The sequence below is a fragment of the Desulfothermus okinawensis JCM 13304 genome (genome assembly GCF_054654515.1).
Window position 1 is genome coordinate 25,909 of the sequence record NZ_BAAIEW010000004.1, and the last position, 22,095, is coordinate 48,003.

Sequence of the window (22,095 nt, forward strand, 5' to 3'; positions counted from 1 at the left end):
GTGGGATGGGCCCACTAAAAAATATTATCAAGGGAAATCAAAAGGAGGAAGCCATGGAACATATGGAAATAGTACCAGAAGGTAATGCCCAGATAAAGGTTATTGGAGTTGGAGGAGGTGGTGGAAATGCTGTAAATAATATGATTGATTCTTCTTTAAATGGGGTGTCATTTATAGTTGCCAATACAGATGTTCAGGCCCTTAAGAACTCAAGTGCAGAATACAAAATTCAGCTTGGAGAAAAGCTCACTAAAGGTCTTGGCGCTGGAGCAAATCCTGAAGTGGGAAGACAGGCAGCAGAAGAAAGTGCTGATACCATTAGGGAACTTTTAATGGGTAGTGATATGGTTTTTGTTACAGCAGGGATGGGGGGCGGAACAGGTACAGGGGCAGCTCCTGTTATAGCCCAGATTGCCAAAGAACTTGGGGCGCTTACAGTAGCAGTTGTCACAAAGCCCTTTTATTTTGAAGGACCCAAAAGGCAACAACAGGCAGAGAGGGGAATAAAAAATTTAAAGGAAGTTGTGGACAGTATCATCACAATCCCAAACGATAGGTTGCTATCCCTTGCATCTAAGAATGCCACATTTGTGGAAATGTTAAAAAAAGCAGATGAAGTGCTGTACTATGCTGTTAAGGGTATTTCAGATTTGATCCTTGTTCCTGGACTTATAAATTTGGATTTTGCAGACGTTAAGGCAGTTATGCAGGGCATGGGATTGGCACTTATGGGTACTGGCATAGCAAGTGGCGAAGGCAGGGCCAGGGAAGCGGCTATGAAGGCCATAACCAGTCCTCTTTTAGAGGATGTTTCCATTGATGGTGCCCAGGGTATCCTTATGAATATTTCTGCAGGTCCAGATTTAAGGATTCAGGAAGTGGACGAGGCTGCCAACATTATCTATGAAGCTGCAAGTAAAGATGCACAGATATTCTTTGGAACAGTTTTTGATGAAGAATGTACTGATGAGATGAGGATTACTGTGATTGCAACTGGAATTGAAAAGGGGGAACAGCCAATTGACACAACTATAGAATCTTCTGGTGTGCATAGGATGGGAAATTTGAGGAGGATTGAACATAAGCCTAGACAGACAAATAGGCGTCCTGCTCCTGCAGCTTCAGAAGAGGAGAGACAGCTCCCTGCATACTTGAGGAAAAAATCAGGTAAGGATGAAGATAAAGTAAGTCTCATTCAAGGTCAAAAGGTGGGTGTTGCAAGTGGAGAGGATGATTTTATATTTGAAGATGAGGAGGATTTTGAAATCCCATCCTTTATAAGGAAACAGGTAGATTAAAGGGCAGGGGGAAATCCCCTGCATTAATTTACCTTATATACCCTTGTCCAAGGAGAGTGGTCTATAACTAGACTAAAGTAGGGTTTAAATATTGATGGGCTTTTTAGGAGCATTTGTATCATATTTGAATAATATATAGTGGAGTCCATTATAAACATTTCCTTGGATATTTGATTCAATATTGCATATAAATCAGAGCCATAATCCCAGGTGTACTCATGGGATTTTCCCTTATTGTCTACAATAATCAATCCATCGAGCTTCATTTTTTTATTGTTTACAACCAAAATACCTTCTTCTGTATTTAGGCTTATTCTACCTCTAAGGCTTTGGATCTTGCCTGGAAAGGCAGTACCTGTAACTATATCCCATGTCCCAAAATAACTTATCCAATATGCTAGTTTTAGGTTTTCCCAGGAAAAAACCAGGTATTGAGGGGGGATATTAGAAATATTCAATTTTTTCTTTTTAAGGGAATCTAAAAATAATTTTGCCTTATCTGGGCCCATTTTATCCAGTTGATTCACTGGATCAGATAAATATATCTGCCAGATTAAGGGAATATCTTTATATTCTTGCCCATACTTTTCTTTGTTGTTTTTGTAGTCTATTAATTGGCTATTTGTTACATATTTGATTATGTTGTTTGCAAGTAGAGGAGAATTTGAAGTGTGTACCAGGGCCAGGGGATATAAAAATGGACCATCGTGAATTCCCCCGTCTCCAAAAGAAGGCCTTTTTGCATAGTATTGGCATGCATAACCATAGTCCCACCATTGCCAAAGCCTTGCATCCTTAGGAACTATCTTTGATGCCTCAATAAATGTCTTAGCATATACCTTGGGAAAAATAGGAGTAGGATTAAATTTCAAGGCTATTTGTACAATGGGTATTAATATTAGAATTGATATCCCCAGTTGAAAGAGCCATCTTCCTGTCTTTGACAGGAGGTTTTTAAACATAAGCCCAGTTCCAAAGCCCAATCCAACACCAATTGCTACTCCACCATACATGGCAAACCTATTTCCAAGCTTTATGGACAAAATTCCAAGCAAGAAAAATACCAAAAATATCAAATAGGAAGGTCTTTTTATTATGAGATAAAACAGTCCTAAGAGTCCAATTAAGAAGGTGGGCCAATTGGATCCCATTCTCATAACTGCACCTGACAATTTTAAATTTTGGGCCTCTTTTATGCTCTGGACTACACTGGGTAGTTGTATGGAGTAGGTTTTGTTGGATCCAATGTAATGGGGTAAGATTTTAGAATATATTAAGAATTTAATTATTCCCGAATAGATAATAACATGGACAGATCCCTCAAAAGAGGCAGCTATAACACCCAACAGAACAATAGAATTGTAGACATTTTTGTTGATGCCCTTGGATTTATTAAGATACAAGCTCAATATGATTAAAGTTAATATACCGCTCAAAATGCCAAAAGTAAGAGTATATATTATGGCAAATCCATAAATTGAATCAAAAAAAGGACGTTTTTCCCTTTTATTTTCAATTAATGACGAGATGAAGGCGAGGAAAATAGAAAACAAGATAACAGATTGCCCACTTTTGTAAAACCATATGTAACAGTATCCAATTAGTCCAATTATAATGGGTAGTTTAAGGTTTGATATATTGGGGAGATCTGACCTTTTTCCCTTTTTTTCAAGCCAGATTACCATTGTGGCGCAAAATGAAACAAATAAAGTGAGTATTCCAAAGTCTGTGTCAAAGAATCCCAGTCTACTTCGTCCCAAATATCCAAGGCAACAGCAGCCAAGTATACTTGCTGCAAGGGCAGATTCCAACATATTGTTTTTGTAAGCAAGGATAACTAGAGGGATAGCCATAATGGAACAAAGAAGACCTGGTATATAAAATGCCAATTTACCTGGTGGAATAGTGGTTATTTTTGAAACATACCTCGTGATTACCCCCAATGGCTCGTTGGGATTCCTACTTGTTCCTGTGGCAGATGCAAGATAATAATAGGCATCATGTGTTGCCATTAGCTTCTCACCATTAATTTCAAAGTTCTTGTTTTGCCACTTGGGATATTCAATGAATCTGACCCCAATTGGTATTAAGAGACACATTAAAAGAACCAGAACGGTAGACAGCGACAATATACTCTCTTTAGGATTATCCTTGTTCTTCATAAGAATTATCATCCTCCTGTACATCTAGATCCTGTTCAGTTAGTTCCTTGTTTCCTTGTTCTTGCTTTAGATCCTTTTTCAAGACCTTTCCTATAACAGTCTTAGGGAGCTCGTCTCTGATTTCGATTTGTTTAGGGACCTTATAATTTGCCAGTTTTTGCCTGCAAAAAGCTATTATTTCCCTTTTGTCTAACTCCATACCAGGTTTTGGAACCACATATGCCTTTACTATTTCTCCTCTGGTCTTGTGGCTAACCCCTATTACAGCGGCGTCAGCAACCTTGGGGTGCTCATACAATACTTCTTCAATTTCCCTTGGATATATATTGTATCCTCCAGAAATTATTAGATCCTTTTTTCTGTCCACAATAAAGAAATATCCTTCCTGGTCCATATAGGCAATATCCCCAGTATAGAGCCATCCATCCCTTAAAGTCTCTTTGGTCTCCTTTGGTTTTTTCCAATATCCCCTCATTACTTGAGGGCCTCTTATAATGAGTTCTCCTGGTTCATTGGGTGGAAGTAATTTGGTGCCGGTCTTTAAGTCTACAATGGCTGCGTCTGTGTCTGGAAATGGGAGTCCAATGGACCCAATCTTTTTTTTGCCTTTAAGTGGGTTTAAGTGGGTAACTGGTGATGCCTCTGTTAGGCCAAAGCCTTCTATTATTTCTGCACCTGTTAGTTCTTTAAATTTCTTTGACAACTCTCTGGGCATTGGAGCAGATCCAGTTATACAATAGTTAATGGAAGTTAAATCAAATTGTGATATGTTTTTTTGTTGCAACAGCACCTTGAATATAGCTGGAGCAGAGGGAAAGATTGTTGGTCTATATTTGTTTATTGCCTTTAAAACCTCCTGGGGCAGAAACTGGGGATAGGGAATGGTTGTTGCTCCAAGTAGTGTTGGTAGGTTTAGACATACAGTAAGCCCATAGACGTGAAAAAAAGGAAGTAATGAGAGGAAAGTTTCCTGTTTCTCTCCACCAATATTGTTTAATACCTCTGCTGCCTGTTGGATATTGGCAGTTAGATTGTCGTGGGTGAGCATTACTCCCTTTGAGAGACCAGTAGTCCCACCTGTGTACTGAAGGAGGGCCAGATCATTTGAAGGATCTATTTTCTCTGGTTCCATTATTGGAGTTTTCTTTAGAAGTATTTTCCATTTTAGTATATTTTTTTCATTATAGGGCACATTAACATAAGTACCTTCCCTTTTAGCTTTAATGGGGTATAACAGGTTTAAAGGGAATGAGAGGCTATCTGATATGGATGTAAAAAATATCTTTTCAATGGAAAATTTTGGAAGCAAGGGATTTAATTTGGGCCACAGTCTGTCTAAGGCAATCAAAAAACGGCTCTCTGAATCATTGAAATGATGGATAAGTTCCTTTTCCATGTAAAGGGGATTTGTCATAACACCAATTGCCCCTGCCTTGAGTACCCCAAAATAGGTTATAATGGTCTGAGGGAGGTTTGGGAGCATTATGGCCACCTTATCTCCTTTTCCTATCCCCTGTTTTCGCAAGTTGGTGGCCACTAGGTCGGTTAAGTAATTAAGTTTTTTGTATGAAATTTTTTTATTTTGAAAGACCACTGCCAGCCTGTCTGGGTATTTTTTCGCAGACCTCATCAAATACCCAAAAACAGGAAGATGTTTATAATCAATATGGGGTCTTACTTCTTCATCGTAGTGGTCAAGCCATGGTCTTGAAATGTTTTCAAACATATTAACTCCTATAACCAATTGTTTTTAACAATAAAAATATACTATTCCATTTACCTAAGTTTATCAAAACTTGGGTTAAGCTACATAAATTACAGTTAGAAATTTTTTCACCATTAAATTTAACATATATCAAAGTCAAGGGTATTTTATGACAATTTAATATGAGGAGAAAAGTAGGAATATCCTATGGGAAATGAACATCTCCGCTTAAAAGGAATCTTCCGTATTGAAATATTTAGCTTCTTGTTTTATTGACCTGGTGTTTAAAAAGAATTACTATCTCCTCGGTTTTGTTTTATTATCTTATGTAAAAAAGGTATATCCATATGAAGCAACGAAGGCACCTATTTTTTGATTTCATAAGGTATCCTGGAAGTTTGTCTGTTGGATTTATACGAGAATTAGGGGCAATTTTTTTGTTCTTTCTAAAGGGTATTGTTTATTCCATTACCCCTCCTTTCCAGGTCAAAAAAATTTTACAGCAAATATATTTTATAGGCTTTAAGTCTATTTTTGTAATTTCCCTGGTGGGTTTGTTTACAGGCATGGTATTGGGACTTCAGGGTTATTACACCCTGGTTAAATTTGGTTCTGAGGGAGTTTTAGGAGCTGCAGTGGCCTTATCAATAATAAGGGAGCTTGGTCCAGTTTTAACTGCCATAATGGTCATTGGAAGGGCAGGCTCAGCCATGGCAGCTGAGATAGGAATTATGAGGATCACTGAACAGATAGATGCCCTTGAGACCATGAATATAAACTCCATTAGATACCTTTTTTCACCAAGGATGTTGGCCTCCCTTCTCTGTTTTCCATTTTTGACATCTCTATTTGATGTAATAGGAATAATAGGTGGATATATAAGCGGGGTACTTTTACTTGGCATAGATTCAGGAACCTATTTTTCTAGAATGGAGAATTTAGTGGACATGAAGGATATAATGGGTGGGTTTTATAAAGCAATAGTTTTTGGTATATTGGTGGTTACAATTTGCTGTTATCAGGGATATTTTGTAAATAAAAGAAAAGATGGATTTGGGGCAAGGGGTGTTAGTTTTGCCACCACAAATGCAGTGGTGATATCCTGTGTACTTGTCCTAGTTGGAGATTATGTCTTAACATCTTTTCTACTATAAAAGCAGGTTTATTACAATATGAAGACACCGCTTATTGAATTTAAAGATGTATATAAACGATATGGAGAAAAGGTAGTTTTAGAGGGAGTAAGTTTTAAGGTCTATCCTTCTGAGATCACCACTATTATAGGAAAAAGTGGGGTTGGAAAGAGTGTTACCTTAAAATTGATGATAGGATTGGAGAGGCCAGATAAAGGGGACATTCTCTACAAAGGTCAGTCAATACACAGGATGTCAAAGTCCCAGTGGAGGGAAGTAAAAAAAGAAATCAATTTTATGTTTCAAAATAATGCCCTTTTTGATTCACTGACAATATATGAAAATATTGCCCTTCCCCTTGTAGAAACTACAAACTTATCTGATAAGGAGATAAGAAAAAGGGTCATCAGTGTTATGGAGACTCTGGATATTTCTGGTCAGGAGAATAAATATCCATCTCAGCTTTCTGGGGGCATGCAAAAAAGGGTAGCCCTTGCCCGTGCAGTAGTTACAGACCCTAAAGTGGTGTTATTTGATGAGCCAACTACAGGTCTTGATCCAGTTAGAAGAAATAGCGTACTTGAAATGATTTTAAGAAAGCAGCGTGAATTTGGGTTTACTGCGGTGTTGGTGAGCCACGATGTGCCCCATGTATTCTACATATCCAGCAGGATAGCTGTTATTGATGAAGGTGAAATTATTTTTGAAGGAACGCCCATGGAACTTGAAAATAGCGGCCATCCTGTGGTTCATGAATTTATAAATAGCCTGGAATTTTTGAAAAATAACGTTGCAGGGATGATGACCAGTAGGGATTTTGAGAGGTTCTTTGAGAAGATTAAAAGAGATAAAACAAAATCCATGTCACTAATTGTATATGAAATAGACAAATACAATGAGCTTGTGGAAAAAGTGGGTTATATAACTCCATACAACATTGTAAGCGAGATAGTTTCCATATGCAGGGATAGTTGTGGAACAGCCATTGTTGGTGTTGGGAAATATGGTATAGATAAAGTGGTTTCTGTTGTAACAGTTTCTGATGCAAAGGAAATAGAAAAACATTTGGGCTTGATTGGAGAAAAACTTAAGGTTAAAGACTTTATGCAGGAGGAATCTTATACAGATTCATGTGTGGAATTTTCCGTTTATGCAGGATCTGTATCCATAGACAGTGAAAAATCTTTAACTCAATTAGTAGATGAGGCCAGGGGCAACAGGCTTTTACTTGCAAAATTACTTTGTGGTAAAAAAGAGGTTTAATTATGGCAGACAAAAAATATTATATTGAATTTACTGTTGGAATTTTTGTTTTTATTTCACTTATTTGTATTGGATATTTGACCATAAAACTTGGGAAAATGGAACTTGTGGGTAGCAAATACTACCCAATTAAAGCCAGATTTAGTAATATTACTGGCTTAAAAAAAGGAAACGAGGTGAGGATATCTGGTGTAGAAGTTGGAAGGGTTAAAGATATTATTTTAAATCCTAAGGATTACTCAGCAATAGTGGTTATGGAAATTAGAAAAGACATAAAATTGAGCGATGATTCAATAGCATCTATTAAAACCAATGGACTTATAGGTGATAAATATGTAAGTATATCACCTGGTGGTTCTGATATCTATCTCTCAGCAGGGGATATGATTGTAGATACTGAGCCACCTGTGGATTTTGAAGCACTTGTGAGTAAATATGTCTTTGGAAATGTAAAAAAATAAGTGGGGATCTATATATGATGAGAACTATTATTTTGGTAATTGTGTTATCTCTGGTTTCAACATTTACATGCTTTGCAAAGGAGCCTTCTGATACACTTAGTAAATATATAGACAAAACTATCCAGGTATTTAAGACCTACGACAATTCAAATAATTCCACAGAGTATAAACTCCAATTTGAAGAAAAGTTGGTTGACCTTGCAAAGGAGATATTTTCATTTCATATAATGGCACGGATGGTTTTAGGTAGGAATTACAGAGAATTCTCAAATGAGCAACAAAAAGAATTTGAATGTCTATTTATAGATTTACTCACCCAGAACTATTTTGACAAGATATTGGCCCATGTGGAAGATATTAAAAAATATCCAAAAAATAATATAGAAATCCTTGACCAGATAATATTTTCATCTAGAAAAGCAGAGGTAAGGACAAGGATAAAATATAATGACAAATATATTCCAATAAATTATAGGTTTGTCTTAATAGGAAAACAATGGAAGATTTATGATGTGTATGTTGAAGGTGTAAGTTTAATCAAGAATTATAGAAGTCAATTTAAGGATATGTTATTAAAAAAATCACCCAAAGAGGTTATAAATGAATTGAGATTAAAGCTAAAGGACACTAAATGTGGGAAAGGTGGTGAGATTGGGATTTTAAAATTCCGCGTTATGTGTGGTATGTTAAAAAAGGAAAGTTTGTATGAAAATTAATAATAGAGTTTTTTGCATTGTTTTTATTGCAATTTTATTCTTTTCTCAGTTTGTGTGGGCAGCTGATAATTCAAGTGTTGATGACATAATGTCTGAGCTTGATTCAGAATATAGTGATAATGTAACACAGGTACATGACCCCATAGAGCCAATTAATCGTTTTATGTTTAAGGTAAATGACAAGTTATATTTTTATGTCTTTAAACCAGTAGCTAAGGCTTATTCTGAGGTCGTTCCTTTGAATTTTAGACAGGGAATATCCAGGGCATTTTCCAATATAAAATATCCCATTAGGGCTGTTAACCATCTCCTGGAATTTGAGTTTGTAAATTTTTTAAAAGATACAGCCAGGGTAATCTTAAATACAGCACTTGGATTTGGGGGCCTTCTAGATGTGGCTTCTGGAGTAAAAGCACTGTCCCCCCCTCCAAAGGCCGATACTGGACTCACCTTTGCTAAGTGGGGGATAGGTAATGGAATCTATCTGGTCTTGCCTGTGCTTGGTCCAACCACTTTAAGGGACGGTATAGGAATGGTTGGCGACCATTTTTTAGATCCTGTTACATATGTTGAGCCAATGCCAGCATCTATTGCAATCAAAGGTGAAGATAGATTAAATTATTTATCCCTTCATCTGGGTGAATATGAAGATATAAAGTCTTCAGCAATTGATCCATACATATCCTTTAGAAATGCATATATCCAGTACAGGGATTCTCTATTGTCCAAACACTAGTTTTTCTATTTTAGCTCCAGTTTTGATAAACTTGTGCTGAAATAGGTGTTCGTTTCTATTCATTAAATAAATCACTTCAGATTTAAATCCATGTCCAGATTTATAAAAATAAGAAATGCCCATCACCATAATTTAAAATCCATAGATTTAGATATTCCAAGGGACAAATTCATTGTTATATGTGGACCAAGTGGATCTGGTAAATCCACCCTGGCCTTTGACATTATCTATGCAGAAGGACAAAGAAGATATGTTGAATCCCTATCTGCCTATGCCCGACAGTTTTTACCTCAACTGGAAAAGCCAAAAGTGGAAAAAATAGAAGGGCTTACTCCAGCTATTGCAATTGAACAACACAATATTTTAAAAAATCCAAGATCCACAGTTGGAACAGTTACAGAGATATACGATTATTTACGGGTATTGTTTGCAAGGGTTGGAAATATTTTTTGTCCTGAGTGTAACATTGAGGTTAAGTCCCAGAGCGTAGATGAAATAATAGACTCTATTTTGCATAAAAGTAAAACAGAGAAATTCATGGTCCTTGCACCTGTTGTTGAATATAAGAAGGGAGGATTTGTAGAACTATTTAAGAAATTGAGGTCTCAGGGTTTTGTGAGGGTATATGTTGATGGTGAGATACACCTACTAGACAATCCTCCTAACCTGGATAAAAACAAGAAACACAATATTTCAGTAGTAGTAGATAGGTTGGTTCTAAGGGATAACATAAGGAAAAGGCTGTCTGATTCAATAGAGCTGGCCCTAAAAATGGGAGATGGAAAGGTAGTAATAAAATACATAAATGGGCCAGAGGTATTTTATTCCACTGAATCTGTGTGTCCCAGATGTAATAGAAATTTTCCAAAACTGAGTCCACAACTCTTCTCCTTTAATAGTCCACAAGGTGCGTGTAATACCTGTTTTGGTATTGGAACAATTGAGCGCTATCATGTGGACCTTATGGTTCCAAATAAAGGGCTTTCTGTTATAGAGGGGGCAATACTCCCTTTAAAAAAGCCAAAGGTGTTTTCAAAGGTCAAACCATATTTATCAAGGATATTTGAAAAATATAATGAGGATATAACAAGACCATTTGGTGAGTTGTCAAGGGATATTCAAGAGGCAATCTTTTTTGGTGACAAGGAGTTGGGGTGGCAAGGTGTGATAGGCCTCATTGAAAAAGGTAAGAATTTTATATCAAATTCCATGTGGAGGGACGAGTTTTCCAGGTATAAACACAAGGTTACCTGTCCAATATGCAGGGGTAGCAGACTGAAAAAAGAGTCCCTGGCAGTAAAAATTAGTGGGGCTTCAATTTTTGATCTGTGCTTATGGTCTATTAGACATTTATATGAATGGTTAGATAACCTAAATTTTAGCGGTATGGAATCTCAAATAGCAGATCCCCTTTTAAAGGAGATAAAATCCAGATTAAAGTTCTTAAAACAGGTTGGACTGGACTATTTATCCCTATCCCGGGAGATGTCCACCCTTTCTGGTGGGGAAGCCCAGAGGATAAGACTCGCAGGGCAATTGGGATCAGGTCTGGAAGGCATAATATATGTTTTAGATGAGCCAAGTATAGGACTGCATCCCAGGGATAACAAAAGGCTCCTTGGTTCCCTCAAGGAATTAAAAGACAGGGGAAATACAGTAATAGTTGTTGAGCACGACCACGACACAATAAAGGAGGCTGATTATATTGTGGAATTAGGTCCTGGTTCTGGCATGTTAGGGGGAGAAGTGGTCTATTTCGGACATCTTAATGGGCTTTATATGAGCAATACACTCACAGGGAAATATTTAAGGGGTGATTTAAAGATAAATTTTAAGTCAAAAAAAAGGGCTCCCAGGGGATTTATTAGGTTAAAGGGTGTTAGTACTAATAATTTAAAGGATATTCATATAGACATTCCCCTTGGAGTTCTGGTATGTGTAACAGGAGTTTCAGGTTCTGGAAAGAGCTCACTGGTATGTGATACCTTGTATAAACATTTACTTTTGTCTAAAGGACAGGCCGTTGAAAACCCTGGAAAAATTCAGGGAATTGAAGGTGTTTCCCTTATTGAGAATGTGATTTTTATAGACCAGTCCCCAATTGGAAGGACTCCCAGGTCCAATCCTGCAACCTATACCAAGGTCTTTGATCATATACGTGAGTTGTTTGCCAGGACCAGGGAAGCAAGACAAAAGGGATACAAACCTGGTCGTTTTAGCTTTAATGTAAAAGGTGGAAGGTGTGAGAGGTGTGAAGGAGAGGGATATATCAGGATACAGATGCATTTTTTGCCAGATGTGTATGTTAAGTGTGATGTGTGTAAAGGCAGACGTTATAACAAAGAGACTTTAGATATACGCTACAAAGGATTAAATATCGCAGATGTACTGGATTTAACTGTGAGACAGGCAAAAAAATTTTTTGAGACCCACCAGCCATTAAAGAGAAAGTTGGAGATATTGGAGGCTGTTGGGCTCGAGTACATAAAGCTAGGCCAGCCTGCAACTACTCTGTCTGGAGGAGAAGCACAGAGGATCAAAATAAGCAGGGAGTTGAGTAAAAGGAGTTTACCTGGAAACCTATATATTTTGGATGAACCAACTACTGGACTACACATGCATGAAGTGGGAAAACTCATAGAGGTACTCCATGAATTGGTGGATAAAGGGGCCAGTGTAATAGTAATTGAACACAATCTAGATGTAATAAGGGCAAGTGATTATGTGTTTGACCTGGGTCCTGGTGGTGGAGAATATGGGGGACAGATAATTGCCCAGGGTAGTCCTGAAGAAATAAAAAATAACCCCCATTCAATAACCGGGAAATACCTGAAGGAGGTATAGAAAAGTGAAAAAATATCCTATTCAATTAATAATTATTCTCTTTTCTGCATCTATTGTTTATGGGGGATGGCTCAAGATACCATTTGGATTTATTTCTTTTTATACAGGATGTCCTCTGGTAAATAATGGGATAGTTAAATTAAAACAAAAAATATACATAGGTGATGAAATCAAAACAGATGCAAATTCCACCATACAAATAAAGACAAAAAAGGGAGATGTTCTTTTTATTGGTCCAAACAGCCACATTACAATAAAAAATAAGACCAATGTTAATATAAAGAGCGGCACCTTGAGATCCATTATCCATAAGCTTAAGCCAGATGAGGCATTTAATGTTGTTAGTGGTGGGGGAGTTGCTGGGGTTAAAGGAACAGAATTCATAGTGTATGCAAAGGACAATGCATCTGTTGTTTTCACAAAAAAAGGAATAGTAAATCTTAAGAATTCTGGATTTTCAGTGGATACTAAGTCAAAAGAGATGTCCCAGAGTGCAGTGAGTGTGCCTCCAATACAACCTGTTAATTTTGAAAAAGATAAGACGTTGAAGGATATGTATCAATTGTTATATCAGGTAACTGGTATGGTGATACCCAAGGAGATGAAAAAATTAAAAGAGCTTCCAGAGATCATTGCTCGTTGGAATATAAATTACACCAGTTATTTAATAGATAAAAGGGAATTTAATGAAGCCCTAAAATATCTTGATATTGCGTTTTTATTTACTTCTATTCCCAGTGTAAAAGCAGAGATTCTATTTCAAAAGTCAATTATAAAAACAAGGTTTTTAAAGGATTATAATTCTGCTATAAATTATTTAAAAATAGTTGCAACCACCTATAAGAACACAAAATTTTATGAGGATGCCATTTTTGAATTGGGTTTTATTTATCTTGAAATAAAAGATATTGACATGGCAAAAAGATACTTTGAGTTATACAATAAACTTTTCCCAAGAGGAAAATACAAAAATCAAATCAAATTACTGTTAGATAAACAGAGAAGAAATAAATAGAATCTAGATGAAAAGGTCCATTGTATATATTTTTATATGTGTGCTAATTATTATAACAGGATATTTTTTATACTTTTTTCAATTTGAGGTTTTTCAGACAATAGATGATAGGATACAGGATGTTAAATTTAGATTTAGAAAAAAGATTAAACCTTCCCCTGAATGTGTTTTAGTTGAAGTTGATGGTAAAAGTATTGATAAAATTGGGAGATGGCCGTGGAAGCGAGATATTATTGCAAAGTTGATACAAAAGATAGACAGGTTAGGTGCAAAGACCATTGCACTGGATATGGTATTTTCTGAAGTCTCAAATGAGAGGGACGATAGACTACTTGCAAAATCAATAGCCGATTCCAGAAAGGTTGTTCTGGGTTTTTTCTTTAGAAAGGAAAAGAAGAAAAATGAAGAACAAATAGCCCTCCTGAATTTACCTGATTTTTCTATACAGGACATACAACTCATAGATGATGTAGAAGACATCCCCATTAAAAACTTTCCCACTGCAGAGACAAATATCCCTATTATTTCAAAAGCCGGAGCAGGAAAGGGTTTTTTTTCTGTTTTTCCGGACAGCGATGGGATATTGAGGCGTTTACACTTGGTTGCTGCCTTTGAAGGATATTTGATGCCTTCTCTGTCCCTTGCTGCTATATCAAATTATCTTTCTAAGCCTATTTCTGTTGTAATTGACAGATATGGAATTCTTGAGCTTAAGGTTGGGAATAGAAAAATTCCAGTTTCAAGCACTGGAAGCCTTCTTATAAACTTCTATGGAAAAGGGCATACAATAAGCCATGTTTCTGCAGTGGATATTTTAGAGGGAAAGGTACCGAAAAATTTTCTCAGAGATAAACTGGTCTTTTTTGGTGTAACAGAAAAGGCAGTTGGAGATTTGGTGCCTACCCCCACAGATCCCAATTTTCCTGGAACTGAAGTCCACTGTACAATGGCATCAAATATACTGCAAAATTTCTACCTGGTAAGAAACTCCTATACTTATTTAATAGATATTTTATCCATCTTGTTAATTCCCTCAATTCTTACGATCATTTCAATGAAGACAAAAAATACATTATTTTCCCTTTTTGGATTTTTTATATTTGGAGGGCTTTATTTAGCATTTAATGTTTTCTTGTTTTCAGTAAATAATATAAGGGTGGCCACAATTTATCCCATTTTTCAATTTATTTTGTGTTTTATCCTGTTAGAGTCATATAGAAATTTTGTGATTGAACAGAGGTCAAGGTATCTGAAAAAGGCCTTTAGTAGTTATATTTCAAAGGAATTGGTAAATGAAGTCTTAAGATCTCCTGATAAATTAAAATTAGGAGGGGAGAAAAAGACTGTAACTGTACTTTTTTTGGATATAAGGGATTTTACTTCCATTTCTGAAAATTTAAGTCCTGAAGATCTGGTTAATCTACTAAATAGTTTCTTTGGTCCAGTTACAGATATTATTTTAAAAAATAACGGGATGTTGGATAAATATATTGGTGATGCAATAATGGCATTATTTAATGTGCCTGTTGATCTTGAAAATCATGCAAATGCAGCTGTTAAATCAGCAAAGGAGATTGTTGATTGTGTTAAAAAATTAAATATTTCTTTTGAAAAAAAGGGTCTTCCTGAAATAAAAATTGGAATTGGCATTAATACTGGGGAAGCAGTTGTGGGTAATCTTGGAACAAGTACCAGGTTTGACTATACTGCTATAGGTGACACAGTGAATCTGGCAAGCAGGGTAGAGGGTTTAAACAAATACTTTAATACAAATGTACTTATTACAGAATACACAGCAGAGAAAATATCACACGAAGATTTTCCTATTAGATATATTGGGAAAGTTATTGTAAAGGGCAAGACAGAACCAGTTAGAATGTATGAATTAATAACTGACCTTGATTTAGGTATTGAAGATATAAAAGATTTTGAAAAAGCCATACAGTATCTGTCTCATGGGAATATGCAGGAGGCGAAAAACATCTTTGAAAGACTGTATAGGGATTATAAAGATTACTTAAGTGGATATTACTTAAATATAATATCCAATACAAAAGATATGGATAGTGTAAATAGTGATTTAAGTGTTATTCAATTTGATAAAAAATAAGGCTAACTATGGATATAATTAAATACTCTATGGATTTTATTGAACAGGTGTTGGTTCACAAAAAAGATATTATATTATTTGCGGTTACCTTTAGTATTATACTGTCTCTCAGGATTTTTGTTGGACTTTTAAAGAAGAAATTTGATTGGCCTTCTCTTTTAACCAAGATTTTAAACTATGTAATAGTGTTAATCTTTATAGAATTTCTCAAGGACAAAATTCAGGGCGTGTGGTTTTTAAAGATAATTTTTGTCTTAGAAACTGTTTTTATATTTCTAATTGTCAGGTCACTTATTGTCGATCTATATATAAATGAATATCTATTGGGCAGAAAGAAAAAGAAAATTAGCTATATATTAATTGATATTATTAAATTTACAATTATCTTATTGTTTATAATGGTCTTTTTGAGAAACGTATTTAATGTTGATCTGGTGACAATCTTAACTCCATCAGCAATAATGACTGCTATAATAGGTCTTTCAATGAAGGACACCATTGGCAATTTAATTTCAGGTATAGTTATTCAAATAGAAAAGCCCTTTGATTTAGGTGACTGGATTCAGGTTGGAGATCTAATAGGTAAGGTAGAAGAGATAAATTGGAGGTATACAAAGATAAAGACCATTTTAAATATGTATGTAATAATTCCAAATAACACAATATCATCTGAAAATATAATTAATTATAGTAAACCTTCAGAAGAGCTGGAAGTGCAAATTGATATAGGTATTAGTTATGAAGTTCCACCTGTAAAAGTAAAGAGGGCCATTTATGATGTATTAAATACAAATCGCTATGTTGATCAAAGTATGGAAAAAAAAGTCTTGCTCATGGAATATGGAGCATCATCTATTAATTACAAAATTATTTTTGGTGTGCAAAACTACTATGACAAAAGGCTTGCAATTGATGAGATATATAGCTCAATCTGGTACCAGTTTAAAAACTTTGATATAGAAATTCCCTTTCCAATTAGAACTGTTATAATGAAGGAACCAAGGCCAGGGACAGTGGATTCCAGAGTACTCTCTGTGCTCAGGTCAAATGAGCTATTTCAAAATGCAAGGGTGGACGTGTTGGAGTTTTTGGCCAGGTATGGAAATCTACTGAAATACCATCCTGGAGATAGAGTGATAATTGAGGGTGATATTGGAGATACAATGTATATAATTATTAGTGGTGAATTTGATGTGATTAGACAAAAAAAATTAGTGGCAAAATTAAAACCAGGTGATTTTTTTGGTGAAGTTGCATTAATATCAGATCAAAAGAGAAATGCTTCTGTTGTTTGTGCAGTGGACGGAGAGGTACTTGAAATAGACAGGATGCTCTTTAGGCTGATACTGGAAAAGGATAATATACTACGGGAAGAGGTGTATAGAAAATTTAGGGACAGGGTTGTAAAGGAAGTAAAAAAACAAAGGACCAGGTCCAGGGAGGAGAAGATAAGTTTATTTGAAAATTTAAAGAGATTGTGTGGATTTTACAACTAAAGGGGTGATAGATGGTTTTTATAATAATTGTACTGCTTATTTTATGGTTATTAAATTTTTTTAGTTTGCCTGGTAACTGGCTCATGCTTGGTGTATTACTTGTTTTTGACATATTAAGTGATGCATTCTCACCCCATATTTCCTGGTGGATAATGGTAATATCTCTCTGTGTGTTAGGGGAAGTTATAGAGTGGGCAGGTCAGTTTCTTGTGGGCAAAAAATATGGTCTATCTGGAAGGGGCAATATAGGTTCATTTATTGGAGCCATAGCAGGTGCCATACTGGGAGTACCATTTTTATTTGGAATAGGAGCATTAATTGGTGGAATCCTTGGTGCTTATGTGGGTGGGCTTGTTTTTGAACTTCTGGGTGGAAAGACTTTTTCCCAGTCAAGACAGGCTGCCCTTGGAGCTATGCTGGGAAAACTACTTGGCATTATAGCTAAACTCAGTGCTGGAATAGGTATTATTGTCCTAACATATTATTCTTGATAAGGATTTAAGCTCCTGCCTATCCATTAATTTTCACAATATTTACCAAATATTGTGCTTTACCAAATAACTTCTTTTTTTGTTTAACCTTCCTCCATGTCATAACAGGTATCACTGTTTCTTTTTTTAACTTTAAATGGAGGAGGGTAGTATTATGAGAAATTTGTCAGCTTTTTTTTGGGTAATTACATTTATATGTTATGGTTGTGCCAGTATTGTGAGTAAATCTGATTATCCTGTGTCCTTTAATACAACTCCATCTGGGGCAATTGTAAAAATTTATGACGTTAAAAAAGGAGTTGAGGTATATTCAGGAACAACTCCAACTACTGTTACTCTAAAGGCAAAGGCAGGATTTTTCTCTCCTGCAAAATACAATGTTGATTTTCTATTTTCAAATGGGATAAAGAAAAATATTACATTAACGGCATCAATTGATGGATGGTATATAGGAAATCTACTTTTTGGTGGAGTCATTGGTATGTTAATTGTTGATCCGGCTACTGGAGCAATGTGGAAACTTCCATCTGCTATAAAAATGAATTTGTCTTCAGACCTATCTATTATTTCTAATGGTAAAAGGCTAAGTATTGCAATGCTAAATAGTGTTCCAGAGAATTTACGTATGAAAATGATTCCAATTAGATTTTAAAAATTTTATTTAAATGGCCTGGTAAATTTCCAGGCCATGAATATGGAGGTAAAATCATGCCAAATTTTATTGTTTCTCCATGTGGGACCAGTCTTTTAACAGGTAGAGCAGATAATGAGGTTAGAAGTCTAATATCAAAATATGCTAATTGCAAATACTTAGAAGACATTGATGATGGGGATAGAAAACTTTTACAAAAAAGGATCAAAGAGGTAAAAGATCTTATTTTATCCCTTTCTCCAAAAGAAGTAACAAGGTATTCAGCTGAGTTAAATGCCATTGTTAAATTTTATAATGGCCTTTTACAAGAAGATGACTACCATTTTTTGTTGTGTACTGATACATATCTTGGAGAGCAGACTGGTAATATGATAAAGGAATGGCTTGAAGCAAACAAAGTAAAGAATGTCCAGTTATACAGACAAATGGATTTACAAACCAATGATATAGATGCATTTCAAATGGCATTGTCTGAGATGGTAGATATGTTTGAAAGGCTGATCCCTGCATTTAAAAGGAGAAATTTTAAAATTATTTTTAATCTTACAGGTGGATTTAAAAGCGTACAGGGATTTTTACAGACAATAGGTATGTTTTATGCTGATGAGATAATATACATATTTGAATCTGGATCATCTTTATTAAGGATTCCCAAACTTCCTGTAAAAATAGATACACATGGGGTTATTGAACAAAATATCACCATTTTTAGACTACTGGAGCTTGGAGAAATAACATATGAGAATGTCTTAAACATCCCTGAGATATTTTGGGTTAAAATAGATGGGGAAGTGGGTTTTTCCCCTTGGGGAAAAATCGCATGGTTAAGGGCAAAGGATAGTCTTTATGAAAAAAGGCTGTGGCCAGAGCCAAATAGCAAGATCAAATTTTCAGAGAAATTTAAAAAACAGGTAGCAGGGCTTTTTCCAGATAAAATCAAGGAAATAAATATAAGGATAGATGACCTTGCACTGGCCTTATCTGGAAATGAAAAAATACTTAACAGACTTAGTTTTAAGCCAATTAAAGGAAAACCAAAAGAGATATCTAATTATGAATTTTATGCATTTACAGGCACAGATAAAAGGTGTTATGGACATTTTGAGGATGAGGTCTTTGTAATTGATGAACTTGGAAGCCATCTTTAGCCCAAGTTTATTGTCATAATAAACTTAAGCTAAGTAAAAGGTTATGCTAAAATATAGTGAGTTAGATTTTATTTGTGAATTTGAAAGTGAGGGAGTTTTACCTCTCTTTAAGGGAAATTTAATTAGGGGAGCACTTGGAAATAGCCTTAGAAAGATATGTTGTCCCATTAAAAATGTAGAATGTTTTAAGTGTATTTTATCCTCTAGTTGCATATATTTTTTTGTTTTTGAGTCAAAAAAAATAAAAAGACCAAAGGGAAGTCCTATAGCTCCACATCCATTTGTTTTAGAACCAATGGATATGGAAAAGACATTGTATATGGCAGGTGATGAATTTAAATTTAGATTAATATTGATTGGAGATGTTATAAAATGGATTCCATATCTGGTCTATGCAACAATTAATATGGGTGAGATGGGGATTGGAAAAGGTAGAAAGGATGGACTTGGAAGATTTAGATTAAAGTATGTAAAACAGGACCAACAAATCATATATACAGATCAATCAAAGGAGCTATATCCTAAAGACTCTGGTAGATACATTCAACTAGAGAATCCCCAGCAGAAAATAAATAAACTTCAGGTGGATTTCTTGACTCCATACAGGGCAAAATTCAAAAATTCCCTTGTTACCTCTTTTGATTTTGGTGTTTTGATTAGGGCAGCATTAAGGAGAATAGCAAATCTAGAAGATTATTTTGCAGGAAAAGAGCCAGATTTAGATTACAGGGGATTAGTGCATCGGTCAAATGGTGTAAAAATGATTCTGGAAGAAAAGAAATGGGTTGATATGCCCAGGTTTAGTTTTAGACAGAGAGCTAAGATGAAATTGGGCGGGCTTGTTGGAAGGGCTGTTTATGAGGGGGAGTTATTTGAATTTTTCCCAATATTAAAATATTGTGAAACAGTACATGTGGGTAAGCAAACTTCATTTGGCTTTGGTAAAATAAGGCTTTCAATTTTATAATATATGCCTATTTCTTTAGCTTCGATACACATACACAGACACATCAAAGGTTGAGACTTCGAAGTTAATGAAATAAGCAGAATGTAATAAAAAAGGTGGCTTTATATGAGATATCTGGTAATTTATGATATTTCAGATGAAAAACGACTTTTAAAGGTTGCCAAGACAATGGAGGATTTTGGGAAAAGGGTTCAAAAATCCAAGTTTGAGATGGAGCTTACAAAAAAGGAATTAAAGAAGCTCCAGGCAAGGATCGCCTCAATAATTGATCCAGAAACAGATGGGGTCAAATACATCCCTCTTTGCAAAAAGTGTGTAGCAAAGATTGAGATAATAGGAGAAGGGGAGTTTGTGAATCCTGATTTTGAATATTGTATTGTGTGATCTCAGAAAAAAGTGCGCAAATTTAGTCTCAGTTTATAATTATAAACTAGGGATAAGATAAATAATTGTAATATTCCCATATTTTTGTATTTTTTAAGCAAAACATACTACGTATCCCATTCCTCTTCATCCCACTTGAGAGTTTACATAAAAATAAAACTCATCAAAACAGAAACGAAGTGTCTGAGTTTTCATCCCTGGGAGGAAGAGCCATGAAAATGTTTTGTCCAGCATATGAAGAAAAAAAGAAGTAAAAAAATAACTTCTACAAAAGTAAAGGTGCGAGGGGAAGTATTTGATGTTCCTGTCAGTCTTTACCAATATATGGACTGTGGCGAACAGTTTGATTCCATGGAAAAGCCATAAGATGAGCTTGACAAAGCTTATCGCCTTTATCGTGAAAAATACGGCTATCTTCAACCTGAAGAAATTAAATCTTTGTTCAATGTTCGAGGTTCAATGTTCAAGGTTTAGGTGTTCTTCATCCTTCTACCTTTCACTAATCACTAATTACTAACAACTAATTACTAATCACTTGCTCCATAACCCAATCAATAATTCGGAGCTAAAGAAATAGGCAGTTCGACATATTCTCTGATATTTTTTCTGACAGTTTCCGTGAAAAGAAAACAATTTGACAAAACCTGATAAAGAAGTATTGTTAAACATAAAAATATACGTATAGGAGGTAATATGCCCGTTAAATTAACTCTCTCAGTTGATAAAACTTTAATAAAATCAATAAAAGAGTATTCTGTTAAAAAGAAAAAATCTGTCTCTAAGATTGTGTCTGAGTACTTTAAATATATTTTAAGTAAACAACCCAGGGAGAAAGAAGAATTAACCCCTACTGTGGCAGCATTAAAGGGAATATTAAAAGGGAAACAGGTTACTGAGCAGGATTACAAAAAATATTTAGAAGATAAATATTTAGAAAAATGAGGGTGTTATTTGATACAAATATAATTTTAGATGTTTTACTGGACAGAGAACCATTCACAGAACCAGCAGCGATGTTGATGTCAAAGGTGGAACGGTCTGAACTACAGGGATATATCAGTGCTATAACTCTAACAACAATTTACTATTTACTCTCAAAAAATCTGGGGAAATCTAAGGCTAGAAGATACATAAAGTTAATTTTATCTCTATTTGAAATAGCACCTGTGACCAGAATTGTTCTAGAAGATGCCTTGAATAGTGAATTTGCTGACTATGAAGATGGTGTAGTATATCAATCAGCCATTCATTCAGGTGTAGAATTTATTATAACTCGCAATGTAAAAGACTATAAAAAGTCGAGTATTCCAGTTTGTGAGCCTTTAGAGTTTATTGAGTTAACCAAAATTTTATAAAAGAGGACTGTTCTCATTGGACATTAAGAGTTGTAAACGAACCCTAATTGAGGAGGGGAGGTGTTTCAAAAACTGTGTAAATCCCTTTTTAAGGCAAGATAGGGGAAAGGAATAAGATATTGCAGGAAGGAGAAAAAAGAGATAGTCAAGCTCCCCTAG

20 protein-coding genes are annotated in these 22,095 nt (G+C 35.3%); 18 read left to right on the plus strand and 2 right to left on the minus strand.

Features of this window, described 5'->3' with window-relative positions:
* Positions 1 to 53 precede the first annotated feature (53 nt).
* The gene (gene ftsZ / locus ACYQ0O_RS02650; RefSeq protein WP_459890369.1) at positions 54 to 1,298 is read left to right on the plus strand and encodes a cell division protein FtsZ; all 1,245 of its coding nucleotides are present in this window, start codon (positions 54 to 56) and stop codon (positions 1,296 to 1,298) included.
* Between the two features lie 23 nt (positions 1,299 to 1,321).
* Here the strand turns inward: ftsZ and ACYQ0O_RS02655 are convergent, their stop codons facing one another.
* A complete protein-coding gene (locus ACYQ0O_RS02655) occupies positions 1,322 to 3,460 on the minus strand; it encodes an STT3 domain-containing protein (RefSeq protein ID WP_459890371.1) in 2,139 nt (712 codons plus the stop codon).
* Entirely contained in the window at positions 3,444 to 5,186 is a 1,743-nt protein-coding gene (locus tag ACYQ0O_RS02660; RefSeq protein WP_459890373.1) for a long-chain-fatty-acid--CoA ligase, read from the minus strand. Before ACYQ0O_RS02660 ends, ACYQ0O_RS02655 begins: the two co-directional genes overlap by 17 nt.
* A 326-nt stretch (positions 5,187 to 5,512) precedes the next feature.
* On the opposite strand from ACYQ0O_RS02660, the gene ACYQ0O_RS02665 reads away from it, so the two are divergent.
* The 17 genes from ACYQ0O_RS02665 to ACYQ0O_RS02745 all read left to right on the plus strand — a co-directional run bounded on the left by ACYQ0O_RS02665 (position 5,513) and on the right by ACYQ0O_RS02745 (position 21,936).
* Positions 5,513 to 6,319, plus strand: a complete 807-nt coding sequence (locus ACYQ0O_RS02665) for an MlaE family ABC transporter permease (RefSeq protein WP_459890375.1) — start codon at positions 5,513 to 5,515, stop codon at positions 6,317 to 6,319.
* Between the two features lie 18 nt (positions 6,320 to 6,337).
* Positions 6,338 to 7,561, plus strand: coding sequence for an ABC transporter ATP-binding protein (locus tag ACYQ0O_RS02670; RefSeq protein WP_459890377.1), 1,224 nt, complete (start codon positions 6,338 to 6,340; stop codon positions 7,559 to 7,561).
* 2 nt (positions 7,562 to 7,563) lie between these two features.
* A complete protein-coding gene (gene mlaD, locus ACYQ0O_RS02675) occupies positions 7,564 to 8,022 on the plus strand; it encodes an outer membrane lipid asymmetry maintenance protein MlaD (RefSeq protein ID WP_459890379.1) in 459 nt (152 codons plus the stop codon).
* A 14-nt stretch (positions 8,023 to 8,036) separates the two neighbouring features.
* Positions 8,037 to 8,738, plus strand: a complete 702-nt coding sequence (locus ACYQ0O_RS02680; RefSeq protein ID WP_459890381.1) for an MlaC/ttg2D family ABC transporter substrate-binding protein — start codon at positions 8,037 to 8,039, stop codon at positions 8,736 to 8,738.
* Entirely contained in the window at positions 8,728 to 9,474 is a 747-nt protein-coding gene (locus ACYQ0O_RS02685) for an MlaA family lipoprotein (RefSeq protein ID WP_459890383.1), read from the plus strand. Before ACYQ0O_RS02680 ends, ACYQ0O_RS02685 begins: the two co-directional genes overlap by 11 nt.
* A gap of 90 nt (positions 9,475 to 9,564) precedes the next feature.
* Positions 9,565 to 12,318: an excinuclease ABC subunit UvrA gene (uvrA, locus tag ACYQ0O_RS02690; RefSeq protein ID WP_459890385.1), complete on the plus strand. Its 2,754-nt coding sequence runs from the start codon at positions 9,565 to 9,567 to the stop codon at positions 12,316 to 12,318.
* 4 nt (positions 12,319 to 12,322) lie between these two features.
* Positions 12,323 to 13,333 (plus strand): tetratricopeptide repeat protein, encoded by a 1,011-nt coding sequence (locus ACYQ0O_RS02695; protein WP_459890387.1) that lies wholly within the window; start codon positions 12,323 to 12,325, stop codon positions 13,331 to 13,333.
* A 7-nt stretch (positions 13,334 to 13,340) separates the two neighbouring features.
* Positions 13,341 to 15,443 (plus strand): CHASE2 domain-containing protein, encoded by a 2,103-nt coding sequence (locus tag ACYQ0O_RS02700; RefSeq protein WP_459890389.1) that lies wholly within the window; start codon positions 13,341 to 13,343, stop codon positions 15,441 to 15,443.
* An 8-nt stretch (positions 15,444 to 15,451) separates the two neighbouring features.
* A complete protein-coding gene (locus tag ACYQ0O_RS02705; protein WP_459890391.1) occupies positions 15,452 to 16,939 on the plus strand; it encodes a mechanosensitive ion channel domain-containing protein in 1,488 nt (495 codons plus the stop codon).
* Between the two features lie 11 nt (positions 16,940 to 16,950).
* Entirely contained in the window at positions 16,951 to 17,430 is a 480-nt protein-coding gene (locus tag ACYQ0O_RS02710; protein ID WP_459890393.1) for a DUF456 domain-containing protein, read from the plus strand.
* A 154-nt stretch (positions 17,431 to 17,584) separates the two neighbouring features.
* On the plus strand, positions 17,585 to 18,082 hold the full coding sequence (locus tag ACYQ0O_RS02715; RefSeq protein ID WP_459890395.1) for a M24 family metallopeptidase: 498 nt from the start codon (positions 17,585 to 17,587) through the stop codon (positions 18,080 to 18,082).
* Positions 18,083 to 18,138: 56 nt separating this feature from the next.
* Positions 18,139 to 19,230, plus strand: coding sequence for a putative CRISPR-associated protein (locus tag ACYQ0O_RS02720; RefSeq protein ID WP_459890397.1), 1,092 nt, complete (start codon positions 18,139 to 18,141; stop codon positions 19,228 to 19,230).
* A 43-nt stretch (positions 19,231 to 19,273) separates the two neighbouring features.
* Positions 19,274 to 20,197, plus strand: coding sequence for a CRISPR system precrRNA processing endoribonuclease RAMP protein Cas6 (gene cas6, locus ACYQ0O_RS02725; RefSeq protein ID WP_459890399.1), 924 nt, complete (start codon positions 19,274 to 19,276; stop codon positions 20,195 to 20,197).
* A 105-nt stretch (positions 20,198 to 20,302) separates the two neighbouring features.
* A complete protein-coding gene (gene cas2 / locus ACYQ0O_RS02730) occupies positions 20,303 to 20,581 on the plus strand; it encodes a CRISPR-associated endonuclease Cas2 (RefSeq protein ID WP_459890401.1) in 279 nt (92 codons plus the stop codon).
* A 234-nt stretch (positions 20,582 to 20,815) separates the two neighbouring features.
* Positions 20,816 to 20,947, plus strand: a complete 132-nt coding sequence (locus tag ACYQ0O_RS02735; RefSeq protein WP_459890403.1) for a hypothetical protein — start codon at positions 20,816 to 20,818, stop codon at positions 20,945 to 20,947.
* Positions 20,948 to 21,274: 327 nt separating this feature from the next.
* Positions 21,275 to 21,523, plus strand: a complete 249-nt coding sequence (locus ACYQ0O_RS02740; protein ID WP_459890405.1) for a DUF6364 family protein — start codon at positions 21,275 to 21,277, stop codon at positions 21,521 to 21,523.
* The gene (locus ACYQ0O_RS02745; protein ID WP_075069281.1) at positions 21,520 to 21,936 is read left to right on the plus strand and encodes a PIN domain-containing protein; all 417 of its coding nucleotides are present in this window, start codon (positions 21,520 to 21,522) and stop codon (positions 21,934 to 21,936) included. The genes ACYQ0O_RS02740 and ACYQ0O_RS02745 overlap by 4 nt, the downstream gene beginning before the upstream one ends.
* Positions 21,937 to 22,095: the final 159 nt, after the last annotated feature.

What these genes read in the sequence shown, in the direction of transcription:
- ftsZ (WP_459890369.1), top strand. Translation starts at nt 54, where the DNA reads ATGGAACATATGGAAATAGTACCAGAAGGTAATGCCCAGATAAAGGTT.
- ACYQ0O_RS02655 (WP_459890371.1), bottom strand. Translation starts at nt 3,460, where the DNA reads ATGAAGAACAAGGATAATCCTAAAGAGAGTATATTGTCGCTGTCTACC.
- ACYQ0O_RS02660 (WP_459890373.1), bottom strand. Translation starts at nt 5,186, where the DNA reads ATGTTTGAAAACATTTCAAGACCATGGCTTGACCACTACGATGAAGAA.
- ACYQ0O_RS02665 (WP_459890375.1), top strand. Translation starts at nt 5,513, where the DNA reads ATGAAGCAACGAAGGCACCTATTTTTTGATTTCATAAGGTATCCTGGA.
- ACYQ0O_RS02670 (WP_459890377.1), top strand. Translation starts at nt 6,338, where the DNA reads ATGAAGACACCGCTTATTGAATTTAAAGATGTATATAAACGATATGGA.
- mlaD (WP_459890379.1), top strand. Translation starts at nt 7,564, where the DNA reads ATGGCAGACAAAAAATATTATATTGAATTTACTGTTGGAATTTTTGTT.
- ACYQ0O_RS02680 (WP_459890381.1), top strand. Translation starts at nt 8,037, where the DNA reads ATGATGAGAACTATTATTTTGGTAATTGTGTTATCTCTGGTTTCAACA.
- ACYQ0O_RS02685 (WP_459890383.1), top strand. Translation starts at nt 8,728, where the DNA reads ATGAAAATTAATAATAGAGTTTTTTGCATTGTTTTTATTGCAATTTTA.
- uvrA (WP_459890385.1), top strand. Translation starts at nt 9,565, where the DNA reads ATGTCCAGATTTATAAAAATAAGAAATGCCCATCACCATAATTTAAAA.
- ACYQ0O_RS02700 (WP_459890389.1), top strand. Translation starts at nt 13,341, where the DNA reads ATGAAAAGGTCCATTGTATATATTTTTATATGTGTGCTAATTATTATA.
- ACYQ0O_RS02705 (WP_459890391.1), top strand. Translation starts at nt 15,452, where the DNA reads ATGGATATAATTAAATACTCTATGGATTTTATTGAACAGGTGTTGGTT.
- ACYQ0O_RS02710 (WP_459890393.1), top strand. Translation starts at nt 16,951, where the DNA reads ATGGTTTTTATAATAATTGTACTGCTTATTTTATGGTTATTAAATTTT.
- ACYQ0O_RS02715 (WP_459890395.1), top strand. Translation starts at nt 17,585, where the DNA reads ATGAGAAATTTGTCAGCTTTTTTTTGGGTAATTACATTTATATGTTAT.
- ACYQ0O_RS02720 (WP_459890397.1), top strand. Translation starts at nt 18,139, where the DNA reads ATGCCAAATTTTATTGTTTCTCCATGTGGGACCAGTCTTTTAACAGGT.
- cas6 (WP_459890399.1), top strand. Translation starts at nt 19,274, where the DNA reads ATGCTAAAATATAGTGAGTTAGATTTTATTTGTGAATTTGAAAGTGAG.
- cas2 (WP_459890401.1), top strand. Translation starts at nt 20,303, where the DNA reads ATGAGATATCTGGTAATTTATGATATTTCAGATGAAAAACGACTTTTA.
- ACYQ0O_RS02735 (WP_459890403.1), top strand. Translation starts at nt 20,816, where the DNA reads ATGAAGAAAAAAAGAAGTAAAAAAATAACTTCTACAAAAGTAAAGGTG.
- ACYQ0O_RS02740 (WP_459890405.1), top strand. Translation starts at nt 21,275, where the DNA reads ATGCCCGTTAAATTAACTCTCTCAGTTGATAAAACTTTAATAAAATCA.
- ACYQ0O_RS02745 (WP_075069281.1), top strand. Translation starts at nt 21,520, where the DNA reads ATGAGGGTGTTATTTGATACAAATATAATTTTAGATGTTTTACTGGAC.